The sequence below is a fragment of the Desulfurella sp. genome (assembly GCF_049977265.1).
In the GTDB taxonomy this organism is placed as follows: Bacteria; Campylobacterota_A; Desulfurellia; order Desulfurellales; family Desulfurellaceae; genus Desulfurella.
In genome coordinates this window covers 2,339-27,653 of sequence record NZ_JBMFGQ010000023.1, presented here as the reverse complement: position 1 = coordinate 27,653, position 25,315 = coordinate 2,339, and the positions used below count along the sequence as shown (strand labels likewise).

Annotated in this window: 27 protein-coding genes; 23 read left to right on the top strand and 4 right to left on the bottom strand. The window is 32.9% G+C overall.

The features are described 5' to 3' along the window. Nucleotides 1–550, bottom strand: a 550-nt coding sequence (locus ACP5FO_RS05710; protein WP_428157156.1) for a glycosyltransferase, incomplete at its 3' end; no start/stop codon positions are given. Nucleotides 551–719: 169 nt separating this feature from the next. Between ACP5FO_RS05710 and ACP5FO_RS05705 the strand changes: the two genes are divergently transcribed. The 15 genes from ACP5FO_RS05705 to ACP5FO_RS05635 all read left to right on the top strand — a co-directional run bounded on the left by ACP5FO_RS05705 (nucleotide 720) and on the right by ACP5FO_RS05635 (nucleotide 11,908). Further along, nucleotides 720–1,118 (top strand): hemerythrin domain-containing protein, encoded by a 399-nt coding sequence (locus ACP5FO_RS05705; RefSeq protein WP_428157155.1) that lies wholly within the window; start codon nucleotides 720–722, stop codon nucleotides 1,116–1,118. 10 nt (nucleotides 1,119–1,128) lie between these two features. Beyond that, nucleotides 1,129–1,782, top strand: coding sequence for an FmdE family protein (locus ACP5FO_RS05700; protein ID WP_428110609.1), 654 nt, complete (start codon nucleotides 1,129–1,131; stop codon nucleotides 1,780–1,782). A gap of 58 nt (nucleotides 1,783–1,840) precedes the next feature. Next, nucleotides 1,841–3,031 carry an FprA family A-type flavoprotein gene (locus ACP5FO_RS05695; RefSeq protein WP_428157154.1) on the top strand — a complete coding sequence of 397 codons (1,191 nt, stop codon included), beginning with the start codon at nucleotides 1,841–1,843 and terminating at the stop codon, nucleotides 3,029–3,031. Between the two features lie 3 nt (nucleotides 3,032–3,034). Then, nucleotides 3,035–3,721 (top strand): type 1 glutamine amidotransferase, encoded by a 687-nt coding sequence (locus tag ACP5FO_RS05690; RefSeq protein WP_092129684.1) that lies wholly within the window; start codon nucleotides 3,035–3,037, stop codon nucleotides 3,719–3,721. After that, entirely contained in the window at nucleotides 3,718–4,065 is a 348-nt protein-coding gene (locus ACP5FO_RS05685; protein ID WP_092129682.1) for a DUF488 domain-containing protein, read from the top strand. Before ACP5FO_RS05690 ends, ACP5FO_RS05685 begins: the two co-directional genes overlap by 4 nt. Further along, nucleotides 4,062–4,508, top strand: a complete 447-nt coding sequence (locus tag ACP5FO_RS05680) for a PAS domain-containing protein (protein WP_428110611.1) — start codon at nucleotides 4,062–4,064, stop codon at nucleotides 4,506–4,508. Before ACP5FO_RS05685 ends, ACP5FO_RS05680 begins: the two co-directional genes overlap by 4 nt. Beyond that, entirely contained in the window at nucleotides 4,505–4,690 is a 186-nt protein-coding gene (locus tag ACP5FO_RS05675; RefSeq protein ID WP_025392342.1) for a ferredoxin, read from the top strand. The genes ACP5FO_RS05680 and ACP5FO_RS05675 overlap by 4 nt, the downstream gene beginning before the upstream one ends. A gap of 3 nt (nucleotides 4,691–4,693) precedes the next feature. After that, nucleotides 4,694–4,918, top strand: a complete 225-nt coding sequence (locus ACP5FO_RS05670) for a cytochrome b5 domain-containing protein (protein ID WP_272979309.1) — start codon at nucleotides 4,694–4,696, stop codon at nucleotides 4,916–4,918. A 46-nt stretch (nucleotides 4,919–4,964) separates the two neighbouring features. Further along, nucleotides 4,965–5,402, top strand: coding sequence for a DUF302 domain-containing protein (locus ACP5FO_RS05665; RefSeq protein WP_428110612.1), 438 nt, complete (start codon nucleotides 4,965–4,967; stop codon nucleotides 5,400–5,402). Between the two features lie 112 nt (nucleotides 5,403–5,514). Then, nucleotides 5,515–6,129: a TetR/AcrR family transcriptional regulator gene (locus ACP5FO_RS05660; protein ID WP_428110613.1), complete on the top strand. Its 615-nt coding sequence runs from the start codon at nucleotides 5,515–5,517 to the stop codon at nucleotides 6,127–6,129. Beyond that, nucleotides 6,122–7,108 (top strand): HlyD family efflux transporter periplasmic adaptor subunit, encoded by a 987-nt coding sequence (locus ACP5FO_RS05655; RefSeq protein ID WP_428110614.1) that lies wholly within the window; start codon nucleotides 6,122–6,124, stop codon nucleotides 7,106–7,108. The genes ACP5FO_RS05660 and ACP5FO_RS05655 overlap by 8 nt, the downstream gene beginning before the upstream one ends. 6 nt (nucleotides 7,109–7,114) lie before the next feature. Beyond that, the gene (locus ACP5FO_RS05650; RefSeq protein ID WP_428157153.1) at nucleotides 7,115–8,872 is read left to right on the top strand and encodes an ATP-binding cassette domain-containing protein; all 1,758 of its coding nucleotides are present in this window, start codon (nucleotides 7,115–7,117) and stop codon (nucleotides 8,870–8,872) included. Then, nucleotides 8,847–10,007: an ABC transporter permease gene (locus ACP5FO_RS05645; protein WP_428157152.1), complete on the top strand. Its 1,161-nt coding sequence runs from the start codon at nucleotides 8,847–8,849 to the stop codon at nucleotides 10,005–10,007. Before ACP5FO_RS05650 ends, ACP5FO_RS05645 begins: the two co-directional genes overlap by 26 nt. Before the next feature lies 1 nt (nucleotide 10,008). Further along, nucleotides 10,009–11,124, top strand: a complete 1,116-nt coding sequence (locus ACP5FO_RS05640; RefSeq protein WP_428110617.1) for an ABC transporter permease — start codon at nucleotides 10,009–10,011, stop codon at nucleotides 11,122–11,124. Nucleotides 11,125–11,458: 334 nt separating this feature from the next. After that, nucleotides 11,459–11,908 (top strand): hypothetical protein, encoded by a 450-nt coding sequence (locus tag ACP5FO_RS05635; protein WP_428110618.1) that lies wholly within the window; start codon nucleotides 11,459–11,461, stop codon nucleotides 11,906–11,908. A gap of 7 nt (nucleotides 11,909–11,915) precedes the next feature. On the opposite strand, the gene ACP5FO_RS05630 is transcribed toward ACP5FO_RS05635, so the two are convergent. Continuing rightward, entirely contained in the window at nucleotides 11,916–12,236 is a 321-nt protein-coding gene (locus ACP5FO_RS05630) for a nitrous oxide-stimulated promoter family protein (RefSeq protein WP_025392337.1), read from the bottom strand. A gap of 219 nt (nucleotides 12,237–12,455) precedes the next feature. Between ACP5FO_RS05630 and hcp the strand changes: the two genes are divergently transcribed. The 8 genes from hcp (at nucleotide 12,456) to narI (ending at nucleotide 23,224) form a co-directional block, all read left to right on the top strand. Next, entirely contained in the window at nucleotides 12,456–14,096 is a 1,641-nt protein-coding gene (gene hcp / locus ACP5FO_RS05625; protein WP_428110423.1) for a hydroxylamine reductase, read from the top strand. A gap of 51 nt (nucleotides 14,097–14,147) precedes the next feature. Next, on the top strand, nucleotides 14,148–15,164 hold the full coding sequence (locus ACP5FO_RS05620; protein ID WP_428157151.1) for a DUF438 domain-containing protein: 1,017 nt from the start codon (nucleotides 14,148–14,150) through the stop codon (nucleotides 15,162–15,164). After that, nucleotides 15,157–15,585 (top strand): PAS domain-containing protein, encoded by a 429-nt coding sequence (locus ACP5FO_RS05615; RefSeq protein WP_428110429.1) that lies wholly within the window; start codon nucleotides 15,157–15,159, stop codon nucleotides 15,583–15,585. Before ACP5FO_RS05620 ends, ACP5FO_RS05615 begins: the two co-directional genes overlap by 8 nt. Nucleotides 15,586–15,683: 98 nt before the next feature. After that, nucleotides 15,684–19,328, top strand: coding sequence for a nitrate reductase subunit alpha (locus ACP5FO_RS05610; RefSeq protein WP_428157150.1), 3,645 nt, complete (start codon nucleotides 15,684–15,686; stop codon nucleotides 19,326–19,328). Then, a complete protein-coding gene (gene narH / locus ACP5FO_RS05605) occupies nucleotides 19,325–20,764 on the top strand; it encodes a nitrate reductase subunit beta (protein WP_428157149.1) in 1,440 nt (479 codons plus the stop codon). Before ACP5FO_RS05610 ends, narH begins: the two co-directional genes overlap by 4 nt. 2 nt (nucleotides 20,765–20,766) lie before the next feature. After that, a complete protein-coding gene (locus ACP5FO_RS05600) occupies nucleotides 20,767–22,041 on the top strand; it encodes an MFS transporter (protein WP_428110439.1) in 1,275 nt (424 codons plus the stop codon). A 3-nt stretch (nucleotides 22,042–22,044) separates the two neighbouring features. Further along, a complete protein-coding gene (narJ, locus tag ACP5FO_RS05595; RefSeq protein WP_428157148.1) occupies nucleotides 22,045–22,539 on the top strand; it encodes a nitrate reductase molybdenum cofactor assembly chaperone in 495 nt (164 codons plus the stop codon). Further along, nucleotides 22,526–23,224 (top strand): respiratory nitrate reductase subunit gamma, encoded by a 699-nt coding sequence (narI, locus tag ACP5FO_RS05590; protein WP_428103593.1) that lies wholly within the window; start codon nucleotides 22,526–22,528, stop codon nucleotides 23,222–23,224. Before narJ ends, narI begins: the two co-directional genes overlap by 14 nt. 41 nt (nucleotides 23,225–23,265) lie before the next feature. Here narI and ACP5FO_RS05585 read toward each other — a convergent pair whose 3' ends face one another. Together ACP5FO_RS05585 and ccsB are read right to left on the bottom strand one after the other, a co-directional pair. Then, complete coding sequence (locus ACP5FO_RS05585; protein WP_428157147.1) at nucleotides 23,266–24,363, bottom strand: cytochrome c biogenesis protein ResB; 1,098 nt, start codon at nucleotides 24,361–24,363, stop codon at nucleotides 23,266–23,268. Beyond that, nucleotides 24,350–25,303, bottom strand: a complete 954-nt coding sequence (gene ccsB, locus ACP5FO_RS05580) for a c-type cytochrome biogenesis protein CcsB (RefSeq protein WP_428157146.1) — start codon at nucleotides 25,301–25,303, stop codon at nucleotides 24,350–24,352. Before ccsB ends, ACP5FO_RS05585 begins: the two co-directional genes overlap by 14 nt. Between the last annotated feature and the right edge of the window lie 12 nt (nucleotides 25,304–25,315).

The window sequence follows — 25,315 nt, the reverse complement described above, 5'->3', positions numbered from 1 at the left end:
TTAGGGTTTTGTGGTCTTTTTGAGCAGTTAGCGCTCCAATGTTTCCAATTATTACATGGCCATATTGTTTTTTTATCTCGCTAACTTTTTGGGCGTCTACTTTATGAATTAAACCATGATCCACTGCATCGTATATAACATCAGAATCCAAGCGGTAATTTGCATACAAGATTTGTTTCACAAAATCAGAAACACACACTACTTTGTCTGTTAGTAAATACTTAAGTTTTGATATCTTTTTTTGTTTATAATCCACCCTTCTTGTGTATACAAGTGGTTTTTTTGTTAATAATTTAAGAAAAACGCCTAGAGTATGCGCTTTTGAAGCATGAGCGTGCAGAATATCGCATTGTTTTGCTGCACCTAATAATTGCTTTAAATTACTTGAGTCTATTGTTTCAAAACCCATTGCGTTTGCCTTTTTGTATAGCTCATCCTTAGCGGCAATAATAGAATCTATACCAAGCTCTCTTAAGCCTTGCGCTAGGTATATTAGCTGCTGCTCGCCGCCTCTAAAGCCTTTTTGTGTATCTAAATGCAGGATTTTCATATACCATTTCCTCCACTGTTTATTTAAGAATATTATAATAAAATTAAAAAAAAGTAACTAATAAAATTAAAAAATGTTAATTTTGAATGTTTGATTTTTTGATTAAAATCAAATACTTTTTTATTTAAATAGCATATAGTTTTAAAAATCGCTTCTTTGGAGGCAAATTATGAGTAAATTGATTGATGATTTGCTTAAAGAACATAAAAAGCTTTTTTCATTACTTGATGAATTGCACAACATTGACAAAGAAGGCGCCAGGGAAAAGCTTTTTGAAAGCAAAAACCTATTTTTGGTGCATCTTTATAAAGAAGATAGGTTTATATACTCAAAGTTTGATGAAGCAAAAAGCAAAGGTGTTAATGTAGAAGAAAATGTTTTAAAGTTTAAAGAAGAGATGGAAGAAATTTCTAAAGATGTGGTAAATTTCTTTGACACATACAAAAAATGTATAACAGATAAGATTCAGTTTGCAAGGGATTTTGGGAAAATTTATGGTATGTTAAAAATCAGGATGATAAAAGAAGAAACACAGCTATATCCAGTTTATGAAAAACACTTTGGATAAGGAAGGTTTTATGTTTGAAACTTATAAAGAATTGGTAGAGTCTATAAATGTAAGTGATACCGAAAAAGAATCGCTTTATGCTGCACTTGCAACTCACGGGCATGTATGCGGTGGTATGGCTTTAGGATTTGCCTGCGGTCTTTTTGCTATGAAAGCTTTAGATATAAGTAAAGAAAGAGATTTAGGAACGCGCATTATTGCAAATAGTGGCTACAACCACATTGCAAGCTGCTTTGTTGATGGATTGCAGTTTTCCACAGGTTGTACATTTGGCAAAAGACTTATTGAAAAAAACCCTATTGGTAAGTGGTCTTTTCTTATAATGCACATTAAAACGCAAAAGGCTCTTAAGGTTAAGGTAAAGCCAGAGATTATAAAAAGCGCCCTTGGCTCCAGTTATGTTAAGGATTATAGGAGCAAAGGCATAAATGCTTCAAGTATACCTACAAGCGTTTCATATGCGCTGTTTAGGAAAGTATTTGAGCTATACAACAATAACTTACTTATAGATGCGCAGGGTCCGTTTGATTACCCATCTAAAGAAGAAGCAATAACATTTAACTACGAAATTTGTCAGGTTTGCTCTGATGCAGTAGCTCAAAATTACATAAAAATTGAAGATGGTAAAAAAGTTTGCATTGAGTGCGCCCATTTTGTAAGATAGTTTTGAAAATAAAAATTTAACATAAAAAACTATCTTATGTTTTACAAGGAGGTTTACAATGGCTGTGCAAAAAGTTGACGAAGATGTTTACTATGTAGGTTCAAGGCATTGGGATAGGCCTATTTTTGATGAGTTGCTTGAGTTGCCAAAAGGCACAAGCTACAATTCATATTTGATATCTGGTTCTCAAAAGACAGCTTTAATTGATAGTGTTGATCCATGCAAAAAGCATGAGCTTTTGAGGAATTTAGACATTTTGAATGTAAAAAATATAGACTACATTATAGCAAATCATGCGGAACAGGATCATTCTGGCTCTATACCTGCAGTGCTTGAAAGGTACCCTCAAGCAAAAGTGGTTACAAATGAAAAATGCAAATCTCTCCTTATAGACCTGCTTGATATTAATGAAGACAGATTTATGATAATAAATGATAACGATACTTTATCCTTGGGCGACAAAACCCTTCAATTTGTCTTTACGCCATGGGTCCACTGGCCAGAAACCATGTCTGTCTACCTTGTAGAGAAAAAGATGCTTTTTACCTGTGACTTTTTTGGTTCTCATATAGCAACAAGCAAGATATTTGGACCAAAAGATGAAAAGTTAGTCTATGAAGGTGCAAAGCGCTACTATGCAGAAATTATGATGCCTTTTAGAAAAAATATTCAAAAAAACATTCAGAAAGTAGAAGAACTAAATCCTTCCATGATTTTGCCAGGCCATGGTGTAGTGTATAAAAATCCACAGTTTATAATAGATGCTTATAAAAAATGGATATCAGACAATGTGGATAACGAAGCTCTTATAATCTATATATCCATGCACGGTAGCACCAAAGAACTCGTTGACTATTTATCAGATGCATTAATTGAGCAGGGCGTATATGCAAGACCATACAATATTGCTCAATCAAGTCTTGGAGAAATAGCTATGGATCTTGTAGATGCAGCAACTGTGATTTTTGCCTCTCCTTTTGTGCTAGCGGGTGTTCATCCTAAAATAATAACTACCGCATATCTTGCAAATGCCTTAAGACCGAAAACAAAATTTGCAGGCATAATTGGATCGTTCGGGTGGGGCGGCAAAGGTGTTGAACATATAAAAAACAATCTTACAAACTTAAGTGTTGAACTGTTTGAACCTGTGTATATAAAGGGTAAACCAAAACCTGAAGACTTTAAAAAGATAACTGGCCTTGCACAACAAATAGCAGATAAACACAAAGAGATTGGGATATTGGGATAATTTATGAAACAGTTACTTGCTATACGTAATGTCGCAATTGAGCATGCTGGCCTTTTTGAAGAGGTATTAAGACAAAAAAACTATCAAATAAGCTATATTGATGCCTTCAAAGGACAATTAGCTGGCAATCTAAAAAATTATTCACTGATACTTGTGCTTGGGGGTTACATGGGAGCCTATGAAGAAGATAAATTCCCGTTTTTAAAGCATGAGTATAAAGTTATAGAAGAAGCGCTAACACTCAATATACCACTTATAGGTATATGTTTAGGTTCTCAAATGCTTGCTAGAGTCTTGGGTGCAAGGGTTTATAAAGGACATACAAAAGAGATTGGTTTTTTCGATATACATAAAGTTTCAAACCACGAATACTTTTATAATTTTCCTGATAAATTCAAAGCATTTCAATGGCACAACGATACTTTTGACTTACCAAATAATACACAACGCGTATTTTCATCTTCTTCTTATAAAAATCAGGGGTTTGTATATAAAAATGCAATCGGTCTTCAGTTTCACATTGAGGTAAGCCTGGATATGATAAAAAAATGGTTACTGGAATACAATGAAGAAGTTGAAAAAGAAAATTTAAACACTCAAGATATATTAGACAACGCTAAGGTTTATACACTGACTCTAAAAAAATATATCGAATACTTAATAAATAACATAGAAAATGGTGCCTTATGATAAAACTAAAAAGCGCTTACTCTTCATATGAGGATACAGACGGCTATAGGATACTGGTTGATAGGCTCTGGCCAAGGAGTATTTCAAAACAAAAAGCACACATAGATTTATGGCTAAAAGAAATTGCACCAAGCAGTGAGCTTAGAAAGTGGTATGCTCATGATGAAACAAAATGGGATGAGTTTAAGGAACGCTATTTTAATGAACTCTCAAGTAAAAAAGAACTTTTAGATATGATTGTAGAAAAATCAAAAGTTGGAACTATCACACTTGTTTATTCGTCTAAAAGCCCTCTAAATAATGCAAAAGCACTTTTAGAATACATTGAAAGGAGTTATTTATGAGTCAAAACTGTCAAATTTTAGAGGCGATTTTTAATGGCGTGGGCGATGGGATTTTGTTTTGTGATGTAGATGGTATTATTAAACTATGGAGCAGAGGCTGTGAAAAAATATTTGGCTATAGTTCAAGTGAAGCAATAGGTCAAAGCCTTGATATTATAATACCGGAAAAATATAGGAAAAGGCACTGGGATGGTTTTTTTAGCGCTGTAAAATCAAAAAGCAGCAAATATTCTGATGATTTGCTATCAGTACCGGCTATTGGAAAAAACAACAAATCTCTATCCATAGATTTTAGCATAGCTGTAGTAGAGCAAGACTCAAAACTTTTGGGTTTTGGAGCTATAATCAGAGATGCTACAAAAAGCTTCTTAGAAAAAAAGCAATTGAAAAACGAAATAGAAGAATTAAAAAACAAACTAAAGCAATTTAAGGAGGATGTATGAAAGCTGTAATTGATGAACAAACATGCATAGGCTGTGGCGTTTGTGCAGATGTGTGCCCACAAGTGTTTGAGATGAATGAAGATGGCTCAAAAGCGCGTGTAATAGCTGACAATTGCGATGCTGGATGTTGCGAAGAAGCCAAAGATTCATGTCCTACACAATCTATATCATTGGAGGGCTAAACCATGACAAAAGATGAGTTAAAAAAATACAATGGTAAAAACGGGATGCCAGTATATGTTGCTTACGAAGGTAAAATCTATGATGTTAGTGACTCTGATATGTGGACAGATGGAGAACACATGGGAACGCACAATGCGGGAGTAGACCTTACAGCCGAAATAGATGATGCGCCACATGATGATAGAGTGCTTGAGAGATTCAAGGTGGTGGGAGAGCTGGAAGAGTAGAAATTGTGATTGTTTTATTTATATATTGATGTCATAAGAGGTTAATTTGTCAAAGTTTGAGGATTTAAATAAAAAATACATAGTTAATGATGACCACTCTGGGTTATTATTTTTTGTTTCTTGCTATTCGTTTAAAGAAACGCTAGAACGTTTAAGGTTATTCATTAAAAATGCAAAGTTACATTTGTTTTGTGAGATAGATCATGCACAGCTAGCACATGATGTGAATTTACATTTAAGACCTACTGTGGTGTTATTATTTGGAAATCCTGAAAAGGGGACGCTTCTTATGGAAGCTTCTCCTTTTGTAGCTATTGATTTACCAAGCAAAATACTTGTGATAGAAGAAGACAATAATGTCAAAGTCGCTTTTAATAGTTTCTCATACCTTAAAACACGTTATAACATTGAAAGCTTTAATGAGTTAATAGAAGAATTTGATAAAAATATTGTAGAATTAATTACCAAAGCGCTTTCTTTGTAATCGAGTAATTGAATTGAGTTATTGAAATGAAGTTTATAATTTTATCAAGTAGTTGACAATTTTATTTTTTTTATTAAGATAGTAATCAATTACTTACTTTCTGGGGTGAATTATGAAACGATTGAGCTCACAAAAAAGACAATTCGTTACAATCAAAACATTGTTAAAATTATCTGAAAATAATAATCCAGATTTTATTACAACATCAGATATTGCAAAATCAATGGGTTTGACACAAGGTGCAATATTTAAACATTTTCCTACAAAATATGATTTATTTAATAATCTTATAAATTGGATTTCAAATCATATTATGAGTATTTTAAATAAAACACTAAACAACAATGATTCTGCTTTAAAAGCATTAGAAGATGCGTTTTTTTCACATATCAAATTTGTATCCAAATATCCCAGCATACCGCGTATATTGTTGTTGCAATTATTGGATTCACGAGATACTCTTCCAAAGCGCACAGCAAAAAAATTTCTCGAAAACTATATTGAAAAATTAACTTTAGCCGTTGAAAGAGGGAAAATAAACAAAGAGATTTGTGAATCAATCGATACACAAAGTATTTCAGAACTTTTTTTAGAAAATATACAAGGTCTTGTTTTGTATTCTACAATTACAAAAAATAAAAAAGAAATTTTAGAAAAAGCAAAGGTTGTATTTTATATATTTAAAAAAGGAATTAGTTGTCAAAACAATGGAGGCATAAGTGAATAAAAAAATAAAGATTGTTCTTATTATTTCAATTATAATTACAATTGTTATTTTAATTTCGATGTTATTTTTCAAGAAAAAAACTTCGAATTCAATTGTACTTCAAGGTAATGTAGAAATTAGAACAGTTAGGTTAGGTTTTAAGGTTCCGGGTAGAATTAAACATTTATATGTAAACGAAGGAGATGTTGTTAAAAAAAATGAACTACTTGCATCTATAGATGATGAAAACTATATAAATAGATTAAACCAAGCAAAAGCTTTATATGAAGCCAAAAAAGCAGAATTATTGTCATTGGAGCATGGTTCAAGGCCAGAGGAAATTAAACGTGCAAAAGCTCAGACATTGCTGGCTCGTGCAGAATATGAAAATGCATTAAATGAATTTGAAAGACGAAAAAACTTAGTTAAATACGATGTAATCTCAGAAGAAGAATACGATAAGTTTTTAACACAATACAAAATTGCTAAAGAAAAGTTAAAATCTGCAGTGGAAACTCAAAACCTTGTCGAAACAGGTCCAAGATATGAAGATATACAAAAAGCAAAATTTTTAGTCAAAGAGACTCAAGCAGCACTCAACCAAGCTATAAGAGATTTGAATGACACAAAACTATACTCACCAGTAGATGGTGTTATACAGACAAGAGTGCTAGAAAAAGGAGATTATGCAAACGTGGGTGAGCCAGTATACACTATTGCTTTAATGAACCCTATCTACATAAGAGCATTTATCAGTGAAAAATACTTGGGAGTGGTTCGTCCAGGTATGAAAGCAAAAATAAAAACAGATTCAGGCAAAGCATACATAGGCTATATTGGATACATCTCGCCGGTTGCAGAATTTACACCAAAAAATGTTGAGACAAAAGAAGTAAGAACGGATTTGGTATACAGAACAAGAATTGTGGTGGAAAAACATGACAATCAACTTTTACAGGGAATGCCAGTAACAGTAGAAATTAATCTAAACCAAAAGTAGATACAAATGCAAAAAGAAAACGCAATAGAAATTTTAAGTATAACAAAAAAATTCAACAAAACTAATAAAATTGCACTAAATAATATAACAACAGGCATACCAAAAGGTAAAATTACAGGACTTATTGGTCCTGATGGATCAGGTAAGACTACTTTGATGCGAATGATTGCAGGTATTTTAAAACCAACATCAGGCCAGATAAAGATAAATATTAAAGTTGATGAAAATAAATCAATTAGCTCAAATATCAGTTATATGCCTCAAAAGTTTGGACTATATGAAGACTTAAGTGTCTTGGAAAACTTGAAACTATATGCAAACCTACAAGGTGTAAGAGGTGATTTATTACAACAAAAAATAAAAACATTGTTGGAATTTACAAATTTAGCTCCATTTACTTCCCGATTGGCAGGGAATTTATCTGGTGGGATGAAGCAAAAACTGGGTCTTGCATGTTCGCTTATACATAACCCAGAGATCCTGTTGCTTGACGAACCAAGCGTAGGTGTTGATCCATTGTCTCGTAGAGAATTATGGAAAATTATTTATGATCTTATAAAATCTGAAAATGTTACAATAGTTTGGAGTACATCTTATTTGGATGAAGCAGAAAAATGTTCACATATAATTGCACTTAACGATGGAAATATATTGTATGAAGGCTCACCAAAAGAATTAACAAATTCAATTTCGGGTCGTACATTTTTGGTTGATTTAGCAGATAAAACTAAAATTAGAAAATTTGCAACTGAAATTATCAAGAATGATCAAATTATAGACAGTGTGATTCAAGGTAAATCCATAAGAATTATAACATCAAAAGATTTTAATCCGCAAAGCATAAATATTGAAAATTCCAAACTTATACAAACAGCGCCTAGATTTGAAGATGCATTTATGATTTTACTTGGGGGAATATCAAAAGATAAAGTTAAAGAAATCGAGGATTCAACCAAATCTTATATGAATTTAAATGTAAAAGAAGATATACCAATAATTGAAGTTGATAAATTAACAAAGGAATTTAACGGATTTAGAGCAGTTGACCAAATAAGCTTTAAAGTAAAACCTGGTGAAATCTTTGGACTCTTAGGACCAAACGGTGCAGGAAAAAGTACCACATTCAAAATGATGTGTGGTCTTTTAAAGCCTACAAGTGGTTTTGCAAAGCTTGCAGGGATTGATTTAATTAAAGCACCCGCCAAAGTAAGACAAATGCTTGGCTATATGGCTCAAAAGTTTAGTTTATATGGAGATTTAAATGTCATACAAAATCTAGAATTTTACGGAGGTGTTTATGGATTAAAATCAAATGAATTAAAAAACGCGGTTTTTGAAACACTTGAAAGATTTGAGTTAATACCTTATAAACACGAAAAAGCTATTGATTTGCCTCTTGGAATAAAGCAAAGGTTATCAATGGCTTGCGCAACCATACATAACCCACAGATTTTATTTTTGGATGAACCAACAAGCGGTGTTGATCCAATTACAAGAAGAGAATTTTGGTTTAGAATCAATGCTTTTGTCGAAAAAAAAGTTGCTGTTGTGGTAACAACACATTTTATGGATGAAGCCGAGTATTGTGATAATATAGTGTTAATTTTTCAAGGCAAGATTATTGCTAGAGGTGGAGTTGATGATATTTGGCAATTAGTAAAATCTCAAAAAAATCCCAATCCAACACTTGAGGATGCTTTTGTAGAATTAGTTGAAGCTTTTTATAAAGAAAAAGATTATGAAAAAATTTCTAAAACGCCTTAGTTTACAAACAAAACAACAAAGTCTTTTGAGAGTTGTTAGTTTGATAATTAAAGAAACATATCAAATTCTCAGAGATCCAAGTAGCATTTTGATTGCTTTTATATTGCCAATTGTTTTACTTATTATATTCGGTTATGGTGTATCTCTTGATTTGAGAAAAATCAATATAGGTGTAGCTATGGAATCCAATTCTTTAAAAGCGCGTTCATTGTTAATTTCGTTTGAAAGTGTAAAGTTTTTTAATGTTCGCGTTGATCAAAGTACAAAAGCATTACAACCATATCTCATAGCTGGAAGAATTAATGCTATTTTAGTTATACCTCAAGATTTTTCAAGGCGCCTATTGTTAAAAGAAAAAAATCCTGTTCAAATTATTATTAGAGGTACAGACGCCAACACTGCTTCATTAGTCAAAAATTATATAGATGGTACATATCAAAAATGGCTTCAGCAACAAGACATACAAAATGGAGTAAAAAATCAGAAAATTATAAATATAGATTCTCGTATTTGGTTTAATAGTAATGCTAAATCAAGTTTAGCTATCCTGCCAGGATCAATAGCAATTATAATGACTCTTATTGGCACGATGTTAACTTCTTTAGTAATAGCTCGCGAATGGGAAAGAGGCACTATGGAAGCTCTTTTATCTACTCCTGTAACAAAATTGGAATTTTTAATAAGCAAATTTTTTCCGTATTTTGTGCTTGGCATGATTGCAATGGGTATAGTTACAATTATTTCAATTTTCATAATGAAAGTACCAATGAGAGGCTCAATTTTGGCTCTAATAGTGGTATCTGGTGTTTTTTTAATTTTTGCTTTAAGTTTAGGATTAGTTATTTCAGCTGTTGCACGCAACCAATTTATTGCTACACAGGTTGCACTTATAGTTGGTTTTTTACCATCTTTTATTTTATCTGGGCTTGTTTTTGATATCAATTCAATGCCTTTGCCTATACAAATTATTACATATATCCTGCCTCCTCGTTACTTTGTAACTTCTTTACAAACTATTTTTTTAACAGGTGATGTGTGGAAAATTATTTTACCTGATACTTTTTTTATGTTAGGTTTTGGATTATTGTTGACATTTTTGCTATTTAAAAAAACAAAAACCGATCTTGAGGATTAAAATGATAAATAGAATTTTCAGACTAATTATAAAAGAGTTTTTAGTTATATGGGTTGATCCATATTCAAGATCTATACTTATAATTCCACCTTTATTGCAATTGCTTATATTTAGTTTTGCTGCAACGCATGATGTTAAAAATGTTTCTTTGGGTATTTATACTGAAGATTTAAGCAAACCGGCAATTGATCTCATTTCTTATTTTCAAGGTGATTCTAAGACATTTACAAAGATAAAATATTATAGCAACTTAAAAGAAGCAGAAAAAGCATTGATAGATCAAAAAATTTTGGCAGTAATTCATATTGGAGCGAATTTTTCAAAAGATGTTTTATCAAAAAGAAACGCTACAATTCAAGTACTTCTTGATGGCAGAAAAACAAATGCCTCATTAATTGTAGATGGCTATATTAATTCTATTGTAAAAAAATTTTCGGATAGCATATCAATTAACACTAAAGACATACAAAATGTTTCTAGCAAAATTACTTATAGGATGTGGTTTAATCCTAATTTAAACCCAATGTGGAGCTCAGTTCCCGCCTTGGTTGGAATTTTAATAAATTTAGTTACAATACTAATAACCGCTTTAACTATTGCGCGCGAAAGAGAGCTTGGTACTTTTGACCAACTGTTGGTGTCTCCAATTAAATCTTCTGAAATACTAATAGGTAAAGCAATACCAGCAATTGTCATTGGTTTCTTTGAAGGCATACTAATGGTGTTGATGGGCAGATATATATTTGGATTACCATTCGAAGGTTCGGTATTTATACTATTTTTTGCAATGTTTTTGTTTTTGATTGCTATTGTTGGCGTTGGATTATTTATATCTTCTTTATCTAAAACTCAACAACAGGGCTTTTTAGGTGGATTTTCATATATAGTGCCAATGGTACTTTTAAGTGGTTTTGCTACACCAATTGAAAATATACCATCTACTATGCGTTGGGTTGCTTATATTAATCCTCTACAGTATATGGTTACAATTTCAAGAGCTATATTTTTGGAAAACCCATCCCTCAAAATAGTTTTTGTTACAATATGGCCACTTTTACCTATCAGTTTTTTTACGATGGCCATGGCTGTCGTGTTATTTAAAAAGAAAACTGGTTAAACTTAATCTGGCTATACTTTTTGTTTCATATGATGCTTTTACGATTATAGTATATTTAATATAAAGATAAAGTTGCATCTTTTATATGGGCTAAAAAAGAATTAAAATACTGAAATCAGGCAAATATATTGAAGAATAAAGCAGCACAGAAGAGTTATTTAAAGATTTTGGGTACCTGAATCTTATTAAAATAACAACAAAGAAAAGTTTTAAAAAGATTATGAAGCTATGCATACAAAAACGATTTGGTTATTATCAAAATTGAATGAAAATAATTACTAAATATTTGATTTTAATCAATTCTTTTTGGACAAAACTTGTTTAAAATCAAAATATGGCGATCAAAGGAAAAGATTTACCAGATATTGCTTTTAAACTATGGTCTACTATTTGCTTAAAATTATTTTTAGTTTTAATAATATCGGTTTTTATTTTTTTTAAAGCCGCGTATTATATTAACGAAATCTGGCTGTTTGTAACTATATTTTTGATTTTTATATTATTTTCAATTATTGTTATATACAAAGAATTCAAAAAATTAAGTTTAAAAAACGAATATTTCAAACATGTATTGCCATCTTATAGTTTTATTGGTTTAAACCCACTTTTAATTTATTTATCTCTTACCTGGAGAGCTTTGTTATTGCTTATACCGCTTATTAGTATTGTGGTATTTTTTTCGCAAGGTTCTATAATAGGCAGGATAATTGTTATTATTTTAGAATTTTTAGTTGGTTACCCAAGCATATATTGGTATTTAAAAAGCAAAACAAAACTTGGATGAACTTTTTTTAAAAATAATAATGCAAAAGGAGATCTATCCTGCCGTGTTTTATTAGGTAGAGACCGCTAAATTTCATTATTTGTTTAATTTTTTCTTTGTTTTTTTTACTGTAGCAATGGATTAAACACTTTTTACACATGGGTTTTGGGTCTAAAGGGCAGTTGTCTAATTTCATGTAAGCGTAATTTAACAACTCGTAACAATCTTTGCATAAATCATCCTTGTAAACTTCTACGCCCTTTTCTAAATGATTTTTTCTGCAGTATAGTTTGATAAAATTTTTAATAACCTTTTTGTCATGTTTAATTTTTTCCTGCTTGTTTTTCATATTTTTTTATTTTACACTAAAACCTTATAAATTTAATTGACGAATGTTAAAAATCTTGTCCACAATGTCTACCAATATCAAGCTTTAGATACATATTACAAAAGAAACAATAAAAAACAAAAATAACTTTACCACTTTTATCACTTTTTTGACATGCGTCAATTTAATTTAGAAAATATTGTTTAAACTATGAATAAAGAAAAAAAAGCGGAGGTGCTTATGTCAATGTTTTGTTATCAGTGCCAGGAGGCAATGCACGGTATAGGTTGCAGTGTAGAAAAAGGAATATGCGGCAAAGAGGATCACACATCTAATTTGATGGATGTATTGATTTATAATTTAAAAGGTCTATCGGTTATAGCAAGACAGGCAATTTCTAACGGTTTTGATCCAAAACCTATAGGGAAATTTGTATCAGAAAGCCTATTTATGACTATCACAAATGTCAATTTTGATGATGAACGCGTTATAGAGCAAATTAAGCAGACAAATGCACAAGCAAAGCTACTTGGCTCTTTTTTGAGCTCTAAAGGAAAAAATGTGTCGTATTCAAACCTATATGAGTTTGAAACAAAACAAAAAGCTTTAGAATTTTCAAAAAGTATAGGCGTATTAAGTGAAACCAATGAAGATATAAGGTCTTTAAAAGAACTTATTGTATATGGCTTAAAAGGTATGGCTGCATATTACGACCATGCAAGCGTGCTTGGCTTTGAAGATGAGTCAATTACAAGTTTTATGATAGATACGCTTGCACAATTAACCGAAAACTTAAGTCAAGATGAACTAATAAGCCTTGTTATGAAAACAGGTGAGTTTTCTGTAAAGACAATGGAACTTTTAGACAAAGCCAATACATCTACATACGGTAACCCAGAAATCACAAAAGTAAGCATAGGTACACGCAACAGACCAGGTATACTGATTTCCGGGCATGATTTAAAGGATATGGAAGAATTGCTTGAGCAAACAAAAAACACTGGAGTGGATGTTTATACTCATGGCGAGATGCTTCCTGCAAATTATTATCCAAAGTTTAAAAAATACGATCATTTTGTAGGCAATTACGGTAATGCCTGGTGGTTGCAAACAAAAGAATTCGAATCTTTTAACGGACCGATCCTTATGACTACAAACTGCCTTGTGCCACCAAGAGATTCCTATAAAGACAGGGTATTTACAACAGGTGTGGTAGGCTATCCTGGATTAAAGCATATACCAGATAGGAAAGATGGCAGGCCAAAAGATTTTTCACCCATTATTGAGATGGCAAAAAAGTGTCCACCTCCAACTCAAATTGAAACAGGAACTATTGTAGGTGGTTTTGCGCACAATCAGGTACTGGCTTTGGCAGATAAAGTAATAGAAGCAGTTAATTCTGGAGCAATAAAGAGGTTTGTTGTAATGGCAGGATGCGATGGCAGACACAATACAAGAAAATACTACACAAATCTGGCTGAAAGCCTGCCAAAAGATACTGTCATTTTAACAGCAGGTTGTGCAAAATATCGCTACAACAAACTAAATTTAGGTGACATAAACGGTATACCAAGGGTACTGGATGCAGGACAGTGCAATGACTCTTATTCTTTGGCTGTTATTGCACTAAAGCTAAAAGAAGCATTTGGGCTTGACGATATTAATAAGCTTCCTATTTCTTACGATATAGCATGGTATGAGCAAAAAGCTGTAACTGTTTTCTTAGCTTTGCTGTATTTGGGCGTAAAAGGCATAAGGCTGGGTCCAACGCTACCAGCATTTTTATCACCAAATGTAGCCAAGGTTATTGTTGAAAACTTTGATGTAAAGCCTATTGGAGAAGTCCAGCAAGATTTAGAGCTTATTATGCAAGGAAAGTAAATTTTTTAGAAAGGAAGGCAAAAAGCCTTCCTTTATTATTAGAGGTGAACAATGCTTGATTACAAACCAAAAGATAAGTTTAGCAAACTCCTTGAAGCATACCCAAACATACCTGATTATTTATACTCTAGAAATCCGCTCTATAAAATGCTTACAAGTAAAGTAATCGTTCAGCTTATGGCACCAAGAGTGGATCTGGCTCATGTAGCTTCAAGGGGTGGTTACAGTTTTGAAGAATTTTTACAAATTATCGAAAATGGTATAAAAAGCGGTTTTGTAAATGATAAAAAATCTGCTGATACAAATACAAAAGAGATCAAAGAAAAGCTAAAGGCTATATTAAAGCAAATTTATAATAAAGAAAATGTGGAAGAAGCAAAAAAGCGCTTTAAAGATTTGATAGAAAAAGCTGATCCGGTGCTTATTGCAGTTGTTGAAAGCGAGTTAAAAAACGAAGGTTACACAACAGACGATCTTATGAAAGCCTGCAATATTCATATGGAGTTATTCAAAGAGCAAATCTCAAGCTCAAGAAAGCGCATTGATAAAAATCATCCTCTCTACAGGCTTATAAAAGATCATGATGCAATTATGATGTATATGGAAAATGGTTTTAATTTAGCAAATACTTTGAAAAACTATCAAGATTATGCTTCAGCCCAAAGCGTAATTGAGCAGCTAAAGCAAATCATAAAGCTGCAAAAACAAGCAGAAGACAATCACAACACGCGCCAGGAAAATACGCTGTTTCCTGTAATAGAAAAATATGGAGTAGAAGAACCTCCATCTATAATGTGGCAAGACCACTACAATATGAAGCAAGCAAGAAACCGCATAGAAAAATTGCTTGATAATCACGAAACTATTAATTATGAAGATTTTGTAGATCGTTTAGTTTCAAATTACAGGTATATGCTTGAGACATTTGCACTTCATACAAAAAAAGAGCAGGAAATTTTATACAATGTAGCTCTTGATATGCTATCTGATAAAGACTGGGCTGATATTAAAAGTGAATCCGATGAGCTTGGCTACTTTGAGCTACCAAAGGAGGTGCAAGATGAATGAATCAACACTGGAGCTTTTTGAAGATTTAGATATTAAAGTTTTGCTAAGAGTTTTAGATAACCTGCCATGCGATGTGTCATTTGTGGATAAAGACGATAATGTAGTATATTTCAACTTACCGCGTGAGGGCAGGACATTTGCAAGAACAAAATTGGATATTGGTAGAAAGGTTCAAAAATGCCATCCGCCAAAAAGTTTACACTTAGTGCAAAAAATTCTTGATGATTTTAGAGCAAAAAAGAGAAAATCAGCAGATTTTTGGATTAATTTTGAAGGTAGGTTTTTATATATAAGATATTTTCCCGTTTACGATGAAAATGGTGATTATTATGGAACACTGGAAGTTATGCAGGATGTAAAAGAAATTCAAAAACTGAAAGGAGAAAAGAGGCTATTAGACGAAGAAAACCCTGCGGTATAATTTAGTGAAAAAATTTTTAAATTTTTGATATATGTCAATTGTTTATACTAAAAAATTGCTTATATTATCAGATAAACAATATGCGAAAAGGGGGCAGTATGGGTTTTTTAGAGCGCTATTCTTTTTTTAAAAAATCTCAAAAAAATTCAAGCGGCTTTATTGAAGAAAGGCTGGAAGATAGGACATGGGAAAATGGTTATAGAAACAGATTTTCTTATGACAAGATTGTCAGGAGCACACATGGTGTAAACTGCACAGGCTCTTGTAGTTGGCAAATATTTGTAAAAAACGGCATTATAACCTACGAGATACAACAAAATGACTACCCGCAAACACAAGATGGCCTTCCTGAATATGAGCCAAGAGGTTGTCCAAGTGGTGCAAGCTATTCAAGTTATCTCTACAGCCCTCACCGCATAAAATACCCCATGATAAGAAGTGAGTTGTTAAAGCTATACAGAGAAAAAAGGAAGACACTTAATCCAGTGGAAGCATGGAAAGCTATTGTTGAATCAGACAATAGTAAAATCTACAAACAAAAAAGAGGTTTGGGCGGTTTTGTAAGAGTAAGTTTTGATGAAGCTTTAGAAATTATTGCTGCTGCAAATATATATACGATTAAAACATACGGTCCAGATAGAATTTTTGGTTTCAGTCCTATACCGGCTATGAGTATGGTTAGCTATGCATCTGGTGCTAGATACTTATCTTTAATCGGAGGAGTAGTAGGTAGTTTTTATGATTGGTATTGCGATTTACCACCGTCATCTCCTCAAGTATTTGGTGAGCAAACAGATGTGCCAGAATCTGCAGACTGGTATAATTCTACATATTTGATGCTTTGGGGTTCCAATGTACCTCAAACCAGAAGGCCAGATGCTCACTTTTACACAGAAGTACGCTATAAGGGGACAAAAACTGTTGTCATATCGCCAGACTTTAGTGAAGCATCAAAGTTTGCCGATGTATGGGTTGCGCCCCGACCAGGCAGCGATGCTGCGCTGGCACTAGCTATGGGTCATGTAATTTTTAAAGAATTCCATATTGACAATAGTTATGAGTATTTTAACAATTATGTAAAGCAATACAGCGATATGCCACATCTTGTGATTTTGCGCAATAAAGGTGATTATTTTGTTTCAGATAGATTTTTGAGAGCATCTGATATAATTGATGATTCTTTGGAACAAGATGATTGGAAGACTGTTGTAATTGACAATAAAACAAATCAGACTGCAATAATTAATGGCAGTATAGGTTTTAGATACGAAAATAATGGCAAATGGAATTTGCATTTAAAAGACTCTTTAGCTAATAAAGATATAGACCCAAAACTTAGCCTCATTGACATAGCTACTGATGTAGTAGAAGTTGGTTTTGCTGATTTTACAAGCAATTCAATTATTAAAAGAAAAGTGCCGGCACTAAAAATTAACAAAAAAGGCAATCAATATATAGTAGCAAGTGTTTTTGATCTATTAGCAGCTCACTATGGGATTGATAGAAACTTAAACGATTTAAATACGGCTAAAACTTACGATGATGATTGTGCATACACACCAGCCTGGCAGGAAAAATTCACAGGCGTAAAAAAGGAAGTTGTAATAAAGATAGCACGAGAGTTTGCTAAAAATGCTCTTTTAACAAAAGGTAAATCTATGGTTATAATTGGTGCTGGAGTTAATCATTACTATTATACCGATACAATTTATCGAAGCGTGATAAATATGCTTACAATGTGCGGATGCATCGGTCAATCCGGTGGTGGGTGGGCTCATTATGTAGGTCAGGAAAAGGTAAGACCGCTTGCAGGATGGAGTGCAATTGCATTTGCGCTTGATTGGTATAGACCACCAAGGCAAATGAATTCAACTTCATTTTATTACTTTCATACAGATCAGTTTAGATACGAAGATGTAAAAATAGGTGATTTATTATCACCTTTGGCGGAAAATACATACAAGGACTATTCACCAGCTGATTTTAATGTAAAGGCTGTTAGAATGGGTTGGCTTCCAGCTACACCGTATTTGGATAAAAACCCAATAGAAATAATAAAAGACGCTCAAAGTCAAAATCTTGATCCAAAAGATTATTTAATAAACAATCTTAAAGAGTCCAGGATAAGATTTGCTTTTGAAGACCCAGATAATCCAGCAAATTTTGTTCGCAATATGTTTGTGTGGCGTTCAAATCTACTTGGAGCAAGCTCTAAAGGTCATGAGTATTTCCTGAAACATTTGCTTGGTACAAAATCTGGCGTTTTAGCAAAAGAAATTGATGAAAGCAAGCGTCCGAAAGAAATTGTATGGAGAAATTCAGTTGAAGGTAAACTTGATTTACTTGTAACGCTTGATTTTCGAATGTCTACCACATGTATTTATTCGGATATAGTTTTGCCTGCTGCAAGCTGGTACGAAAAAGAAGATCTAAGTACAACGGATATGCATCCATTTATACACCCTTTTTCCAAAGCGCTTGATCCTTTATGGGAAAGTAAAAATGATTGGGATATATTTAAAGAGCTTGCAAAAAAATTTTCAGAGCTTGCCAAAGATCATTTAGGTGTTCAAAAAGAATTGGTACTTTCACCCCTTATGCACGATACACCTGCAGAGCTTGGTCAAGCATTTGAGCCAAAAGATTGGAAAGTAGACAATACAGAGATTATTCCAGGTAAAAATTTTCCTACGATAAGCATTATTGAGAGGGATTATCCGAATGTTTACAAGCAGTATACAACGCTTGGACCATTGTTAGAAAAACTTGGCAATGGTGCAAAAGGTGTAAGTTGGGATACAAAAGAAGAAGTTGAGTATTTAAAAAAGCTAAATGGTGAAATTGATAATAAAGCTAAAATAGAAAACGCCAAAGAAGTATGCGAGGCGATTTTAGAGTTAGCACCCGAAACCAATGCAAAAGTATCGCATAAAGCATTTGATAATTTATCTTTAAAAACAGGCAGCTTGCACAACAATATAAGACCGCCAATTGATTACAGCTTAAGATTTGTTGATTTACAAATCCAACCTCGAAGGACAGTTACTTCGCCTATATGGAGCGGTATTGAGTCAAAAGAAATACCATATAGCGCTAATTATCAGAACGTACATGAGTACATACCGTGGCGAACACTAACAGGTAGAATCCAGTTTTATCAGGACCACAAGTGGATGCAGCTATTTGGTGAAAACTTTGCAGTTTATAAGCCTTTAGTTGATGCAAAATCTTTATCAAATATAAACAAAGAAGACAATACGCTTACACTAAAATGGAGCACAGCTCATCAAAAGTTTGGGATACACTCAACATATGTAGATTTGCTAACATTGCAAACGCTTTCAAGAGGTGGACCGCATATATGGATAAGTGAGTCTGATGCTAAAATTTTAGGTTTAAAAGACAATGATTGGGTTGAAGCATTCAATAAAAATGGTGTTGTGCTAGCCAGGGTAGTTGTAAGCCAAAGAATACCAAAAGGCAGTGCTTTTATGTATCATGCTCAAGATAAAGTTATAAATACACCAATCTCAGAAAGGACCAAGAATCGTGGTGGAGTGCACAACAGCGTGATTAAAGTACTATTAAATCCGCTTCATATGATAGGAGGCTATGCCCAGCTATCTTATTCTTTTAATTACTACGGGACTGTAGGTTCAAACAGAGACGATTTTGTTGTTGTAAGAAAGTTGCAAAAACCTACATGGTCTAAAAAAACAACAATCGCAAGGGGGCAATTATGAAGGTAAAGGCTCAGCTTTCAATGGTGCTAAATTTGGATAAGTGTATTGGCTGCCATACCTGTTCTGTAACATGCAAGAATGTGTGGACAAAAAGGGAAGGGCTTGAATATGCATGGTTTAATAATGTAGAAACAAAGCCAGGCATAGGATATCCCAAAGATTGGGAAAATCAATCAAAATACAAAGGTGGATGGAAACTTGAAAACAATGAATTAAAACTAAACCTTGGATCAAAAACTTCGATTTTGTTAAATATATTTGCAAACCCCAATCTGCCAAAATTAAAGGACTACTATGAGCCTTTCGAGTTTGATTACGAGTATTTGAAATTATCAAACGAAGAGTATTTTCCTTCTCTAAAACCAATATCAGCTATTACGAAAAAAGAGATAGAAATAGAATGGGGTCCAAACTGGGAAGATGACCTTGGCGGTGAATTTGAAAATCGCTCAAAAGATTATAACTTTGAAAACTTGCAAAAAGAGATTTATTCAGAATTTGAAAATACATTTATGATGTATCTGCCAAGGCTTTGCAATCATTGCTTAAACCCAGCCTGCGTTGCAAGCTGTCCGTCTGCTGCCATATACAAAAGGGATGAAGATGGCATTGTTTTGATTGACCAAAATAAATGTAGAGGCTGGCGCATGTGCGTAAGTGCATGTCCATATAAAAAGATTTACTTCAATTACAAAACAGGAAAGTCAGAAAAATGTATATTATGCTACCCAAGGCTTGAAGTAGGAAAACCTACAGTATGCAGCGAGTCTTGTGTTGGAAAGATTCGCTATATTGGTGTTTTGCTATACGATCAGGATAAAATCGAACAAATTGCAAAGACTCAAAACAAACAAGATTTGTATGAAGCCCAATTAAGTGTCTTTTTAGATCCTTTTGATGAAAATGTCATAAAGCAAGCCAGAAAAGATGGTATACCAGAAAATTTTATAGAAGCCGCACAGAACTCACCTGTCTACAAGATGGTGGTTGAATGGAAAATTGCTTTTGGTCTACATGTGGAATTTAGAACACTACCAATGAATTTTTATATACCGCCACTGTCGCCAATTGTCAACAAAACTGAGTTATTTCAAAGTGATGAAGTTTTTGGCAATATTGAAGACTTAAGCTTGCCTGTTGATTATTTAGCAAATCTTTTGTGCGCTTCAAATAGAAAACCAATAGTATCAGCATTAAAAAAACTAATGACTTTGAGAGGGTTTTTTAGGAAAAAGAATGTAGAAGGTATAATTGATGAAGATGTGTTAAAACAAGCTGGATTAAGCATAAATCAAGCTCAAGATATGTATAGGTATTTAGCTATTGCAAAATATGAAGATAGGTATGTTATACCAACACTTCACAGTGAATTTCACCAGGATAATTTTAAAAAACAAGGCACTGTTGGCTTTTTAAAAAATGATTTTGGAGGCTAATGATGAACGATATTAAAGGAACACCTGCTCAGGGGTTATTTGGCGCAACTCTGGGATTTTTTTTCGGCTTTGCTGCTGTTGCACTTTTTGGACCAACTGCTGCTAAATTTAAAGACATTTTAAACTTAACACCACAGATGGTAGGTCTGCTTGTTGCAATGCCTGCTTTATCTGGATCGCTTCTTAGAATACCATTTTCTGCATGGGTAGATACGACAGGTGGCAGAAAACCGTTTTTGATTTTAATGTTGATTGCTATTATTGGACTATTAGGATTATCAATTGTTATATATATGGTTATGTTTAATAACTTAAGAAGCGGTGTATATGAGCTTTTATTGTTATTTGGGTTGCTCAGTGGAAGCGGTATTGCTACCTTTTCTGTTGGAATCAGTCAGGTTTCATACTGGTATCCGCAAAAAAAGCAAGGTTTTGCTTTGGGAACTTTTGCTGGTGTTGGTAATCTGGCGCCTGGTATTTTCTCTTTTTTGTTACCAATAGCTCTACACAAACTGGGTTTATTCAACTCTTATCTTATCTGGTTAGGTTTTTTGGTAATAGGAACAATCTTGTACTATGCAACAGGTAAAAATGCGCCTTATTTTCAATTAAAACAAAAAGGATTGGATGAAAAAAAGGCCATTGAGCAAGCAAAAAGTTTAGGACAAGAACTCTTTCCATCAAAAAGTCTTGTTGAAAGTCTGACTTTGTCTGCTAAAAATTTTAATACGTGGTTGCTTGTAATTTTATACTTCACCACATTCGGTGGTTTTGTTGCTTTAACTGCTTGGCTTCCTACATACTGGAAGTCTTATTTTAATTTAAGCCTTGTATATGCTGGGCTATTGACTGCCACTTACTCTATTTTGACTTCTGCTATTCGTATAGCAGGTGGTGTTATTGCCGATAAAATAGGTGGTGCAAATACAGCAATTATTTCACTTGCGCTTATGGGTATTGGTGCTTTAGGTTTATTTTTAGCTAATTCAATAGGTATTGCAATTTTATCAGAAATTGTACTTGCAATAGGCATGGGAGTAAATAATGCAGCCGTATTTAAACTTGTGCCTAAACTTGTAAGTGATGCGGTTGGCGGTGCTGCTGGCTGGGTAGGTGGACTTGGTGCGTTTGGTGGTTTTGTTATACCGCCTATAATGGGGGAATTTGTTGCAGTATATAAAAGCGCTGGTTATGCAAAAGGGTTTATTGTGTTTGTTGTACTTGCTGTAATTTCAATTGCTATTGCATATTATTTAAAATTAAAAGCCAAAGCATAAAAAATGAAGACTTTAAAGCTCTTTAGTGTCTTACTTTTATACCCAGGTGAAGAATTAACAAATTACATTAGCGAATTTAGAGCATTTGCGGTTGAAAATAAGCTGGAATTTTTGATGCCACTTTTAGATTATATGGAAAAAATAGACATATTAGATCAGCAAAAACACTATACTTTTGTTTTTGATTTAACGCCATCTTGCAGTTTGTATTTGCTTGAGCATTTTAAAGATGATAAAACAAAAGGGCAAAAGTTGCTTGACTTTATTGAAAAATACTCTAAGTTAGGCTTAAAACCGCAACAAAATCATACACCTGATTTTTTGCCAATGTATTTAGAGTATCTATCTTTTCTTAAAAAAGAAGAAGTCTTGGAAGAAATTGCACCTTACAGGAGTATTCTGGCAAATATTTATAAAAAGCTACAAGAATTTGAAAGCCCATATCGTGTAATTTTTGAAGTGTTGAGTAAAAAGGAGGTTTTAGATGAACTACCTTAATTATTTTTTGTTTGGCATCTACCCTTATATTGTTTTAGCAATTTTCGTTTTTGGAAGTATTTTTAGATTTGTTTATATGCCCCTTGACTGGAAATCCAGCTCTAGTGAACTTTTAGAGAAAAATCAGCTAAGAGTTGCTAATAATCTTTTTCATATAGGAATACTTGCGCTCTTTTTAGGGCATTTGGGTGGACTATTGACACCACATTTTATTTTTGGTTTATTGGGTTTAACAGATAAAACGCATCAAATTATAGAAATATATGCTGGCTCAGTATCTGGCATAATTTGCATAGTAGGTGTGTTTTTGCTTATTATACGAAGATTTTTTAATGATTATATATACTATACATCTACAACAATGGATTTTGTTGTTTTGTTATGGATTTTATTAACAGTTGCTGCAGGACTCATGAGTGTTCCTTATTCTTATCTGTTGGATAAGGATGGCCAATGGCTTGTTAAGTTTGCAAATTATGCCCAATCAATTGTCTTATTTAAAGCAAACGCTTCAAGCTATCTAAACGGTATGCCTTTTATTTACAAGTTACATATTTTTATGGGACTTACATTATTTTTACTTTTACCATTTAGTAGGCTTGTACACGTATTTAGTGGCTTTAGTATAGTATTTTCTTATCCAAAAAGAGCAATGCAGATAGTAAGAAGATACAGTACTTATTAAATAATTACTACAACAACCATATAATTTGGTTGTTGTTTTTTTTAAATTTGCTCTACTTTGTATACTCTGCGTCTGAACCTCAAGAATATAAGCATTGAGCTTGCTATCATAATAATAAAACCAACAATTACAATATTTGAGCCGGGATCTTTTGCAACGCTTAGTATAGTTATATAGCTTTCTTTGGCTTGCTCAAAAACAATATTTATTGGGCCAAGGTTTGCACTATCACCAAGTTTTATCCACCCAGATGCACTGCCTTGAGGCAATTCCACATACAACAGAGCTATAGGTTTTGAATTGTAATAGCTCAAATTTGCTAGATAAAACTGAGCATTGTCAATAGATACAGGCTTGTGCAAATACAGCTGAACCCTGGAATTGTTTACGTTTAAAATAATAAAACTATCATGTGGGTTTAACTGGTAGCTTGCCTGGTAAAACCATATGCCTTTGTGTATAAATGGATGGTTAACTGTTGTACTAAATGGTATTTTTTGAGTTGAATCAATAATGTATCCTGTAGTTTTGTACTCAGATGGTATATCTTTGTTATGATAAAAACTTACAGTAAAATTTTTATTATAAACAGAAAAGGGTAAACTTAAGTAGTTATTTCTTGTTACTACGATATTGCTAGCCTCATTTTGTGGAATTTCCATTATACCACGAAACCCCCAGATTGAGCCTACCAAAGCACCAAAAGCTACAATTAGTATACCAAGGTGTATACCGTATACGGCAAATTTTCTAACTGGATATCTATAAGCTGCGATAAGATCATCTTTTTGTTGAATATAGAGTTTTTTTGATTTAAGTAGATTAATTAAGTGTTTTTTTGCATCTGTTCTTTTACTTTTGAAAATTTTATTTGGTGCTTTTGGGCTAAATAGTGCTTTTGTAGTTGGTATCATACTTAGCGTGCAAAGCACTAAATTTATTACAAACAATACAATTAGCAATAAAAACCATTTTGAGTAATAAACATTGTCTAGACCTAAATCTTTTAAAAATTTAACATTACTGGCAATTGTGCCTATCGCACTAAAAAAAGCTATCAAGCTAAGAAGAACAACTGCCAGTGTAAGACTTTTTAAAAAATTATATATTTTGTCAATAAAAATGTTAATTTGATCCATAGCTATGTAAACCTGGCAATACAAAATTTACACCGAGGTATGTAATAAGTACGCTCAAAAAACCAATTACACCCAAATAAGCCAAAAATCTTGCACTCTTTTTTTTTCTTGCAAAGTGCAAATTTATTAAATATACAATCCACGTAATAAAACTCCACGTTTCTTTTGGATCCCAGCTCCAATAGCCACCCCAGGCGTATTTTGCCCATATTGAACCAGTAATAATGCCTATTGTTAGCAGTACAAACCCAAACACAAGCGGTTTTTCAATCCATTCTTTGCTTGTATATGGCTTTAGTATAAAGCTTAAAACAAATAACATTGTTGAAATTAATACCAAAAATACAATCCCTACTACCAAAGGGCTACTATGAGTTATGCTAACAATAACAGCTGTAAACATTAAGCTTAATAGCCCTCCAAACATTATTGAGCCAACAATTTTGTCAATGCGTTTTTGTGATGAGTACAAAACAAATGAGCTTGCTACAAAGTTTATGGCAAATGCAGCATATGCTAACAATGAAGTTATAACATGCGCAACAAGCCAGTTGCTTTTAAGGGCTGGAATAAGTGGCTCTATATGCTGGCTAAATCCAGCTATAGATAATGCTAGAAGTGTTGTGCTTATAACAATTGAACTAAAAAGGACTATAAAACCAGAGGCTTTTTTTATCATCAGTGTTTGCAAAAAACCTAAGCACAGCGTAAAAAAAATAAACGATTCAAATGCATTTGTAACAGGTAGATAATCATAGCCTTTTTGGTAAGTTTCAATGAATCTAAGTGTAAAGTATAAAAATTCAATAAAAAATGCTAAAACAAATAAGCTTTTTCCAGCAACATCAATACTTTTTTTTCTAACAATAAAACTCAAAATTAAAACAAAAGCACTTGCAATATAAACAAAATTAGAAATGGATAGGATATTTGAGTACATTCAAAACCTCTT

What these genes read in the sequence shown, in the direction of transcription:
- ACP5FO_RS05650 (WP_428157153.1), top strand. Translation starts at nt 7,115, where the DNA reads ATGCAAAAAGAAAACGCAATAGAAATTTTAAGTATAACAAAAAAATTC.
- ACP5FO_RS05620 (WP_428157151.1), top strand. Translation starts at nt 14,148, where the DNA reads ATGCTTGATTACAAACCAAAAGATAAGTTTAGCAAACTCCTTGAAGCA.
- narH (WP_428157149.1), top strand. Translation starts at nt 19,325, where the DNA reads ATGAAGGTAAAGGCTCAGCTTTCAATGGTGCTAAATTTGGATAAGTGT.
- ACP5FO_RS05685 (WP_092129682.1), top strand. Translation starts at nt 3,718, where the DNA reads ATGATAAAACTAAAAAGCGCTTACTCTTCATATGAGGATACAGACGGC.
- ACP5FO_RS05610 (WP_428157150.1), top strand. Translation starts at nt 15,684, where the DNA reads ATGGGTTTTTTAGAGCGCTATTCTTTTTTTAAAAAATCTCAAAAAAAT.
- narJ (WP_428157148.1), top strand. Translation starts at nt 22,045, where the DNA reads ATGAAGACTTTAAAGCTCTTTAGTGTCTTACTTTTATACCCAGGTGAA.
- ccsB (WP_428157146.1), bottom strand. Translation starts at nt 25,303, where the DNA reads ATGTACTCAAATATCCTATCCATTTCTAATTTTGTTTATATTGCAAGT.
- ACP5FO_RS05705 (WP_428157155.1), top strand. Translation starts at nt 720, where the DNA reads ATGAGTAAATTGATTGATGATTTGCTTAAAGAACATAAAAAGCTTTTT.
- ACP5FO_RS05680 (WP_428110611.1), top strand. Translation starts at nt 4,062, where the DNA reads ATGAGTCAAAACTGTCAAATTTTAGAGGCGATTTTTAATGGCGTGGGC.
- ACP5FO_RS05600 (WP_428110439.1), top strand. Translation starts at nt 20,767, where the DNA reads ATGAACGATATTAAAGGAACACCTGCTCAGGGGTTATTTGGCGCAACT.
- ACP5FO_RS05700 (WP_428110609.1), top strand. Translation starts at nt 1,129, where the DNA reads ATGTTTGAAACTTATAAAGAATTGGTAGAGTCTATAAATGTAAGTGAT.
- ACP5FO_RS05640 (WP_428110617.1), top strand. Translation starts at nt 10,009, where the DNA reads ATGATAAATAGAATTTTCAGACTAATTATAAAAGAGTTTTTAGTTATA.
- ACP5FO_RS05645 (WP_428157152.1), top strand. Translation starts at nt 8,847, where the DNA reads ATGAAAAAATTTCTAAAACGCCTTAGTTTACAAACAAAACAACAAAGT.
- ACP5FO_RS05585 (WP_428157147.1), bottom strand. Translation starts at nt 24,363, where the DNA reads ATGGATCAAATTAACATTTTTATTGACAAAATATATAATTTTTTAAAA.
- ACP5FO_RS05675 (WP_025392342.1), top strand. Translation starts at nt 4,505, where the DNA reads ATGAAAGCTGTAATTGATGAACAAACATGCATAGGCTGTGGCGTTTGT.
- narI (WP_428103593.1), top strand. Translation starts at nt 22,526, where the DNA reads ATGAACTACCTTAATTATTTTTTGTTTGGCATCTACCCTTATATTGTT.
- ACP5FO_RS05670 (WP_272979309.1), top strand. Translation starts at nt 4,694, where the DNA reads ATGACAAAAGATGAGTTAAAAAAATACAATGGTAAAAACGGGATGCCA.
- ACP5FO_RS05690 (WP_092129684.1), top strand. Translation starts at nt 3,035, where the DNA reads ATGAAACAGTTACTTGCTATACGTAATGTCGCAATTGAGCATGCTGGC.
- hcp (WP_428110423.1), top strand. Translation starts at nt 12,456, where the DNA reads ATGTCAATGTTTTGTTATCAGTGCCAGGAGGCAATGCACGGTATAGGT.
- ACP5FO_RS05695 (WP_428157154.1), top strand. Translation starts at nt 1,841, where the DNA reads ATGGCTGTGCAAAAAGTTGACGAAGATGTTTACTATGTAGGTTCAAGG.
- ACP5FO_RS05660 (WP_428110613.1), top strand. Translation starts at nt 5,515, where the DNA reads ATGAAACGATTGAGCTCACAAAAAAGACAATTCGTTACAATCAAAACA.
- ACP5FO_RS05635 (WP_428110618.1), top strand. Translation starts at nt 11,459, where the DNA reads ATGGCGATCAAAGGAAAAGATTTACCAGATATTGCTTTTAAACTATGG.
- ACP5FO_RS05630 (WP_025392337.1), bottom strand. Translation starts at nt 12,236, where the DNA reads ATGAAAAACAAGCAGGAAAAAATTAAACATGACAAAAAGGTTATTAAA.
- ACP5FO_RS05615 (WP_428110429.1), top strand. Translation starts at nt 15,157, where the DNA reads ATGAATGAATCAACACTGGAGCTTTTTGAAGATTTAGATATTAAAGTT.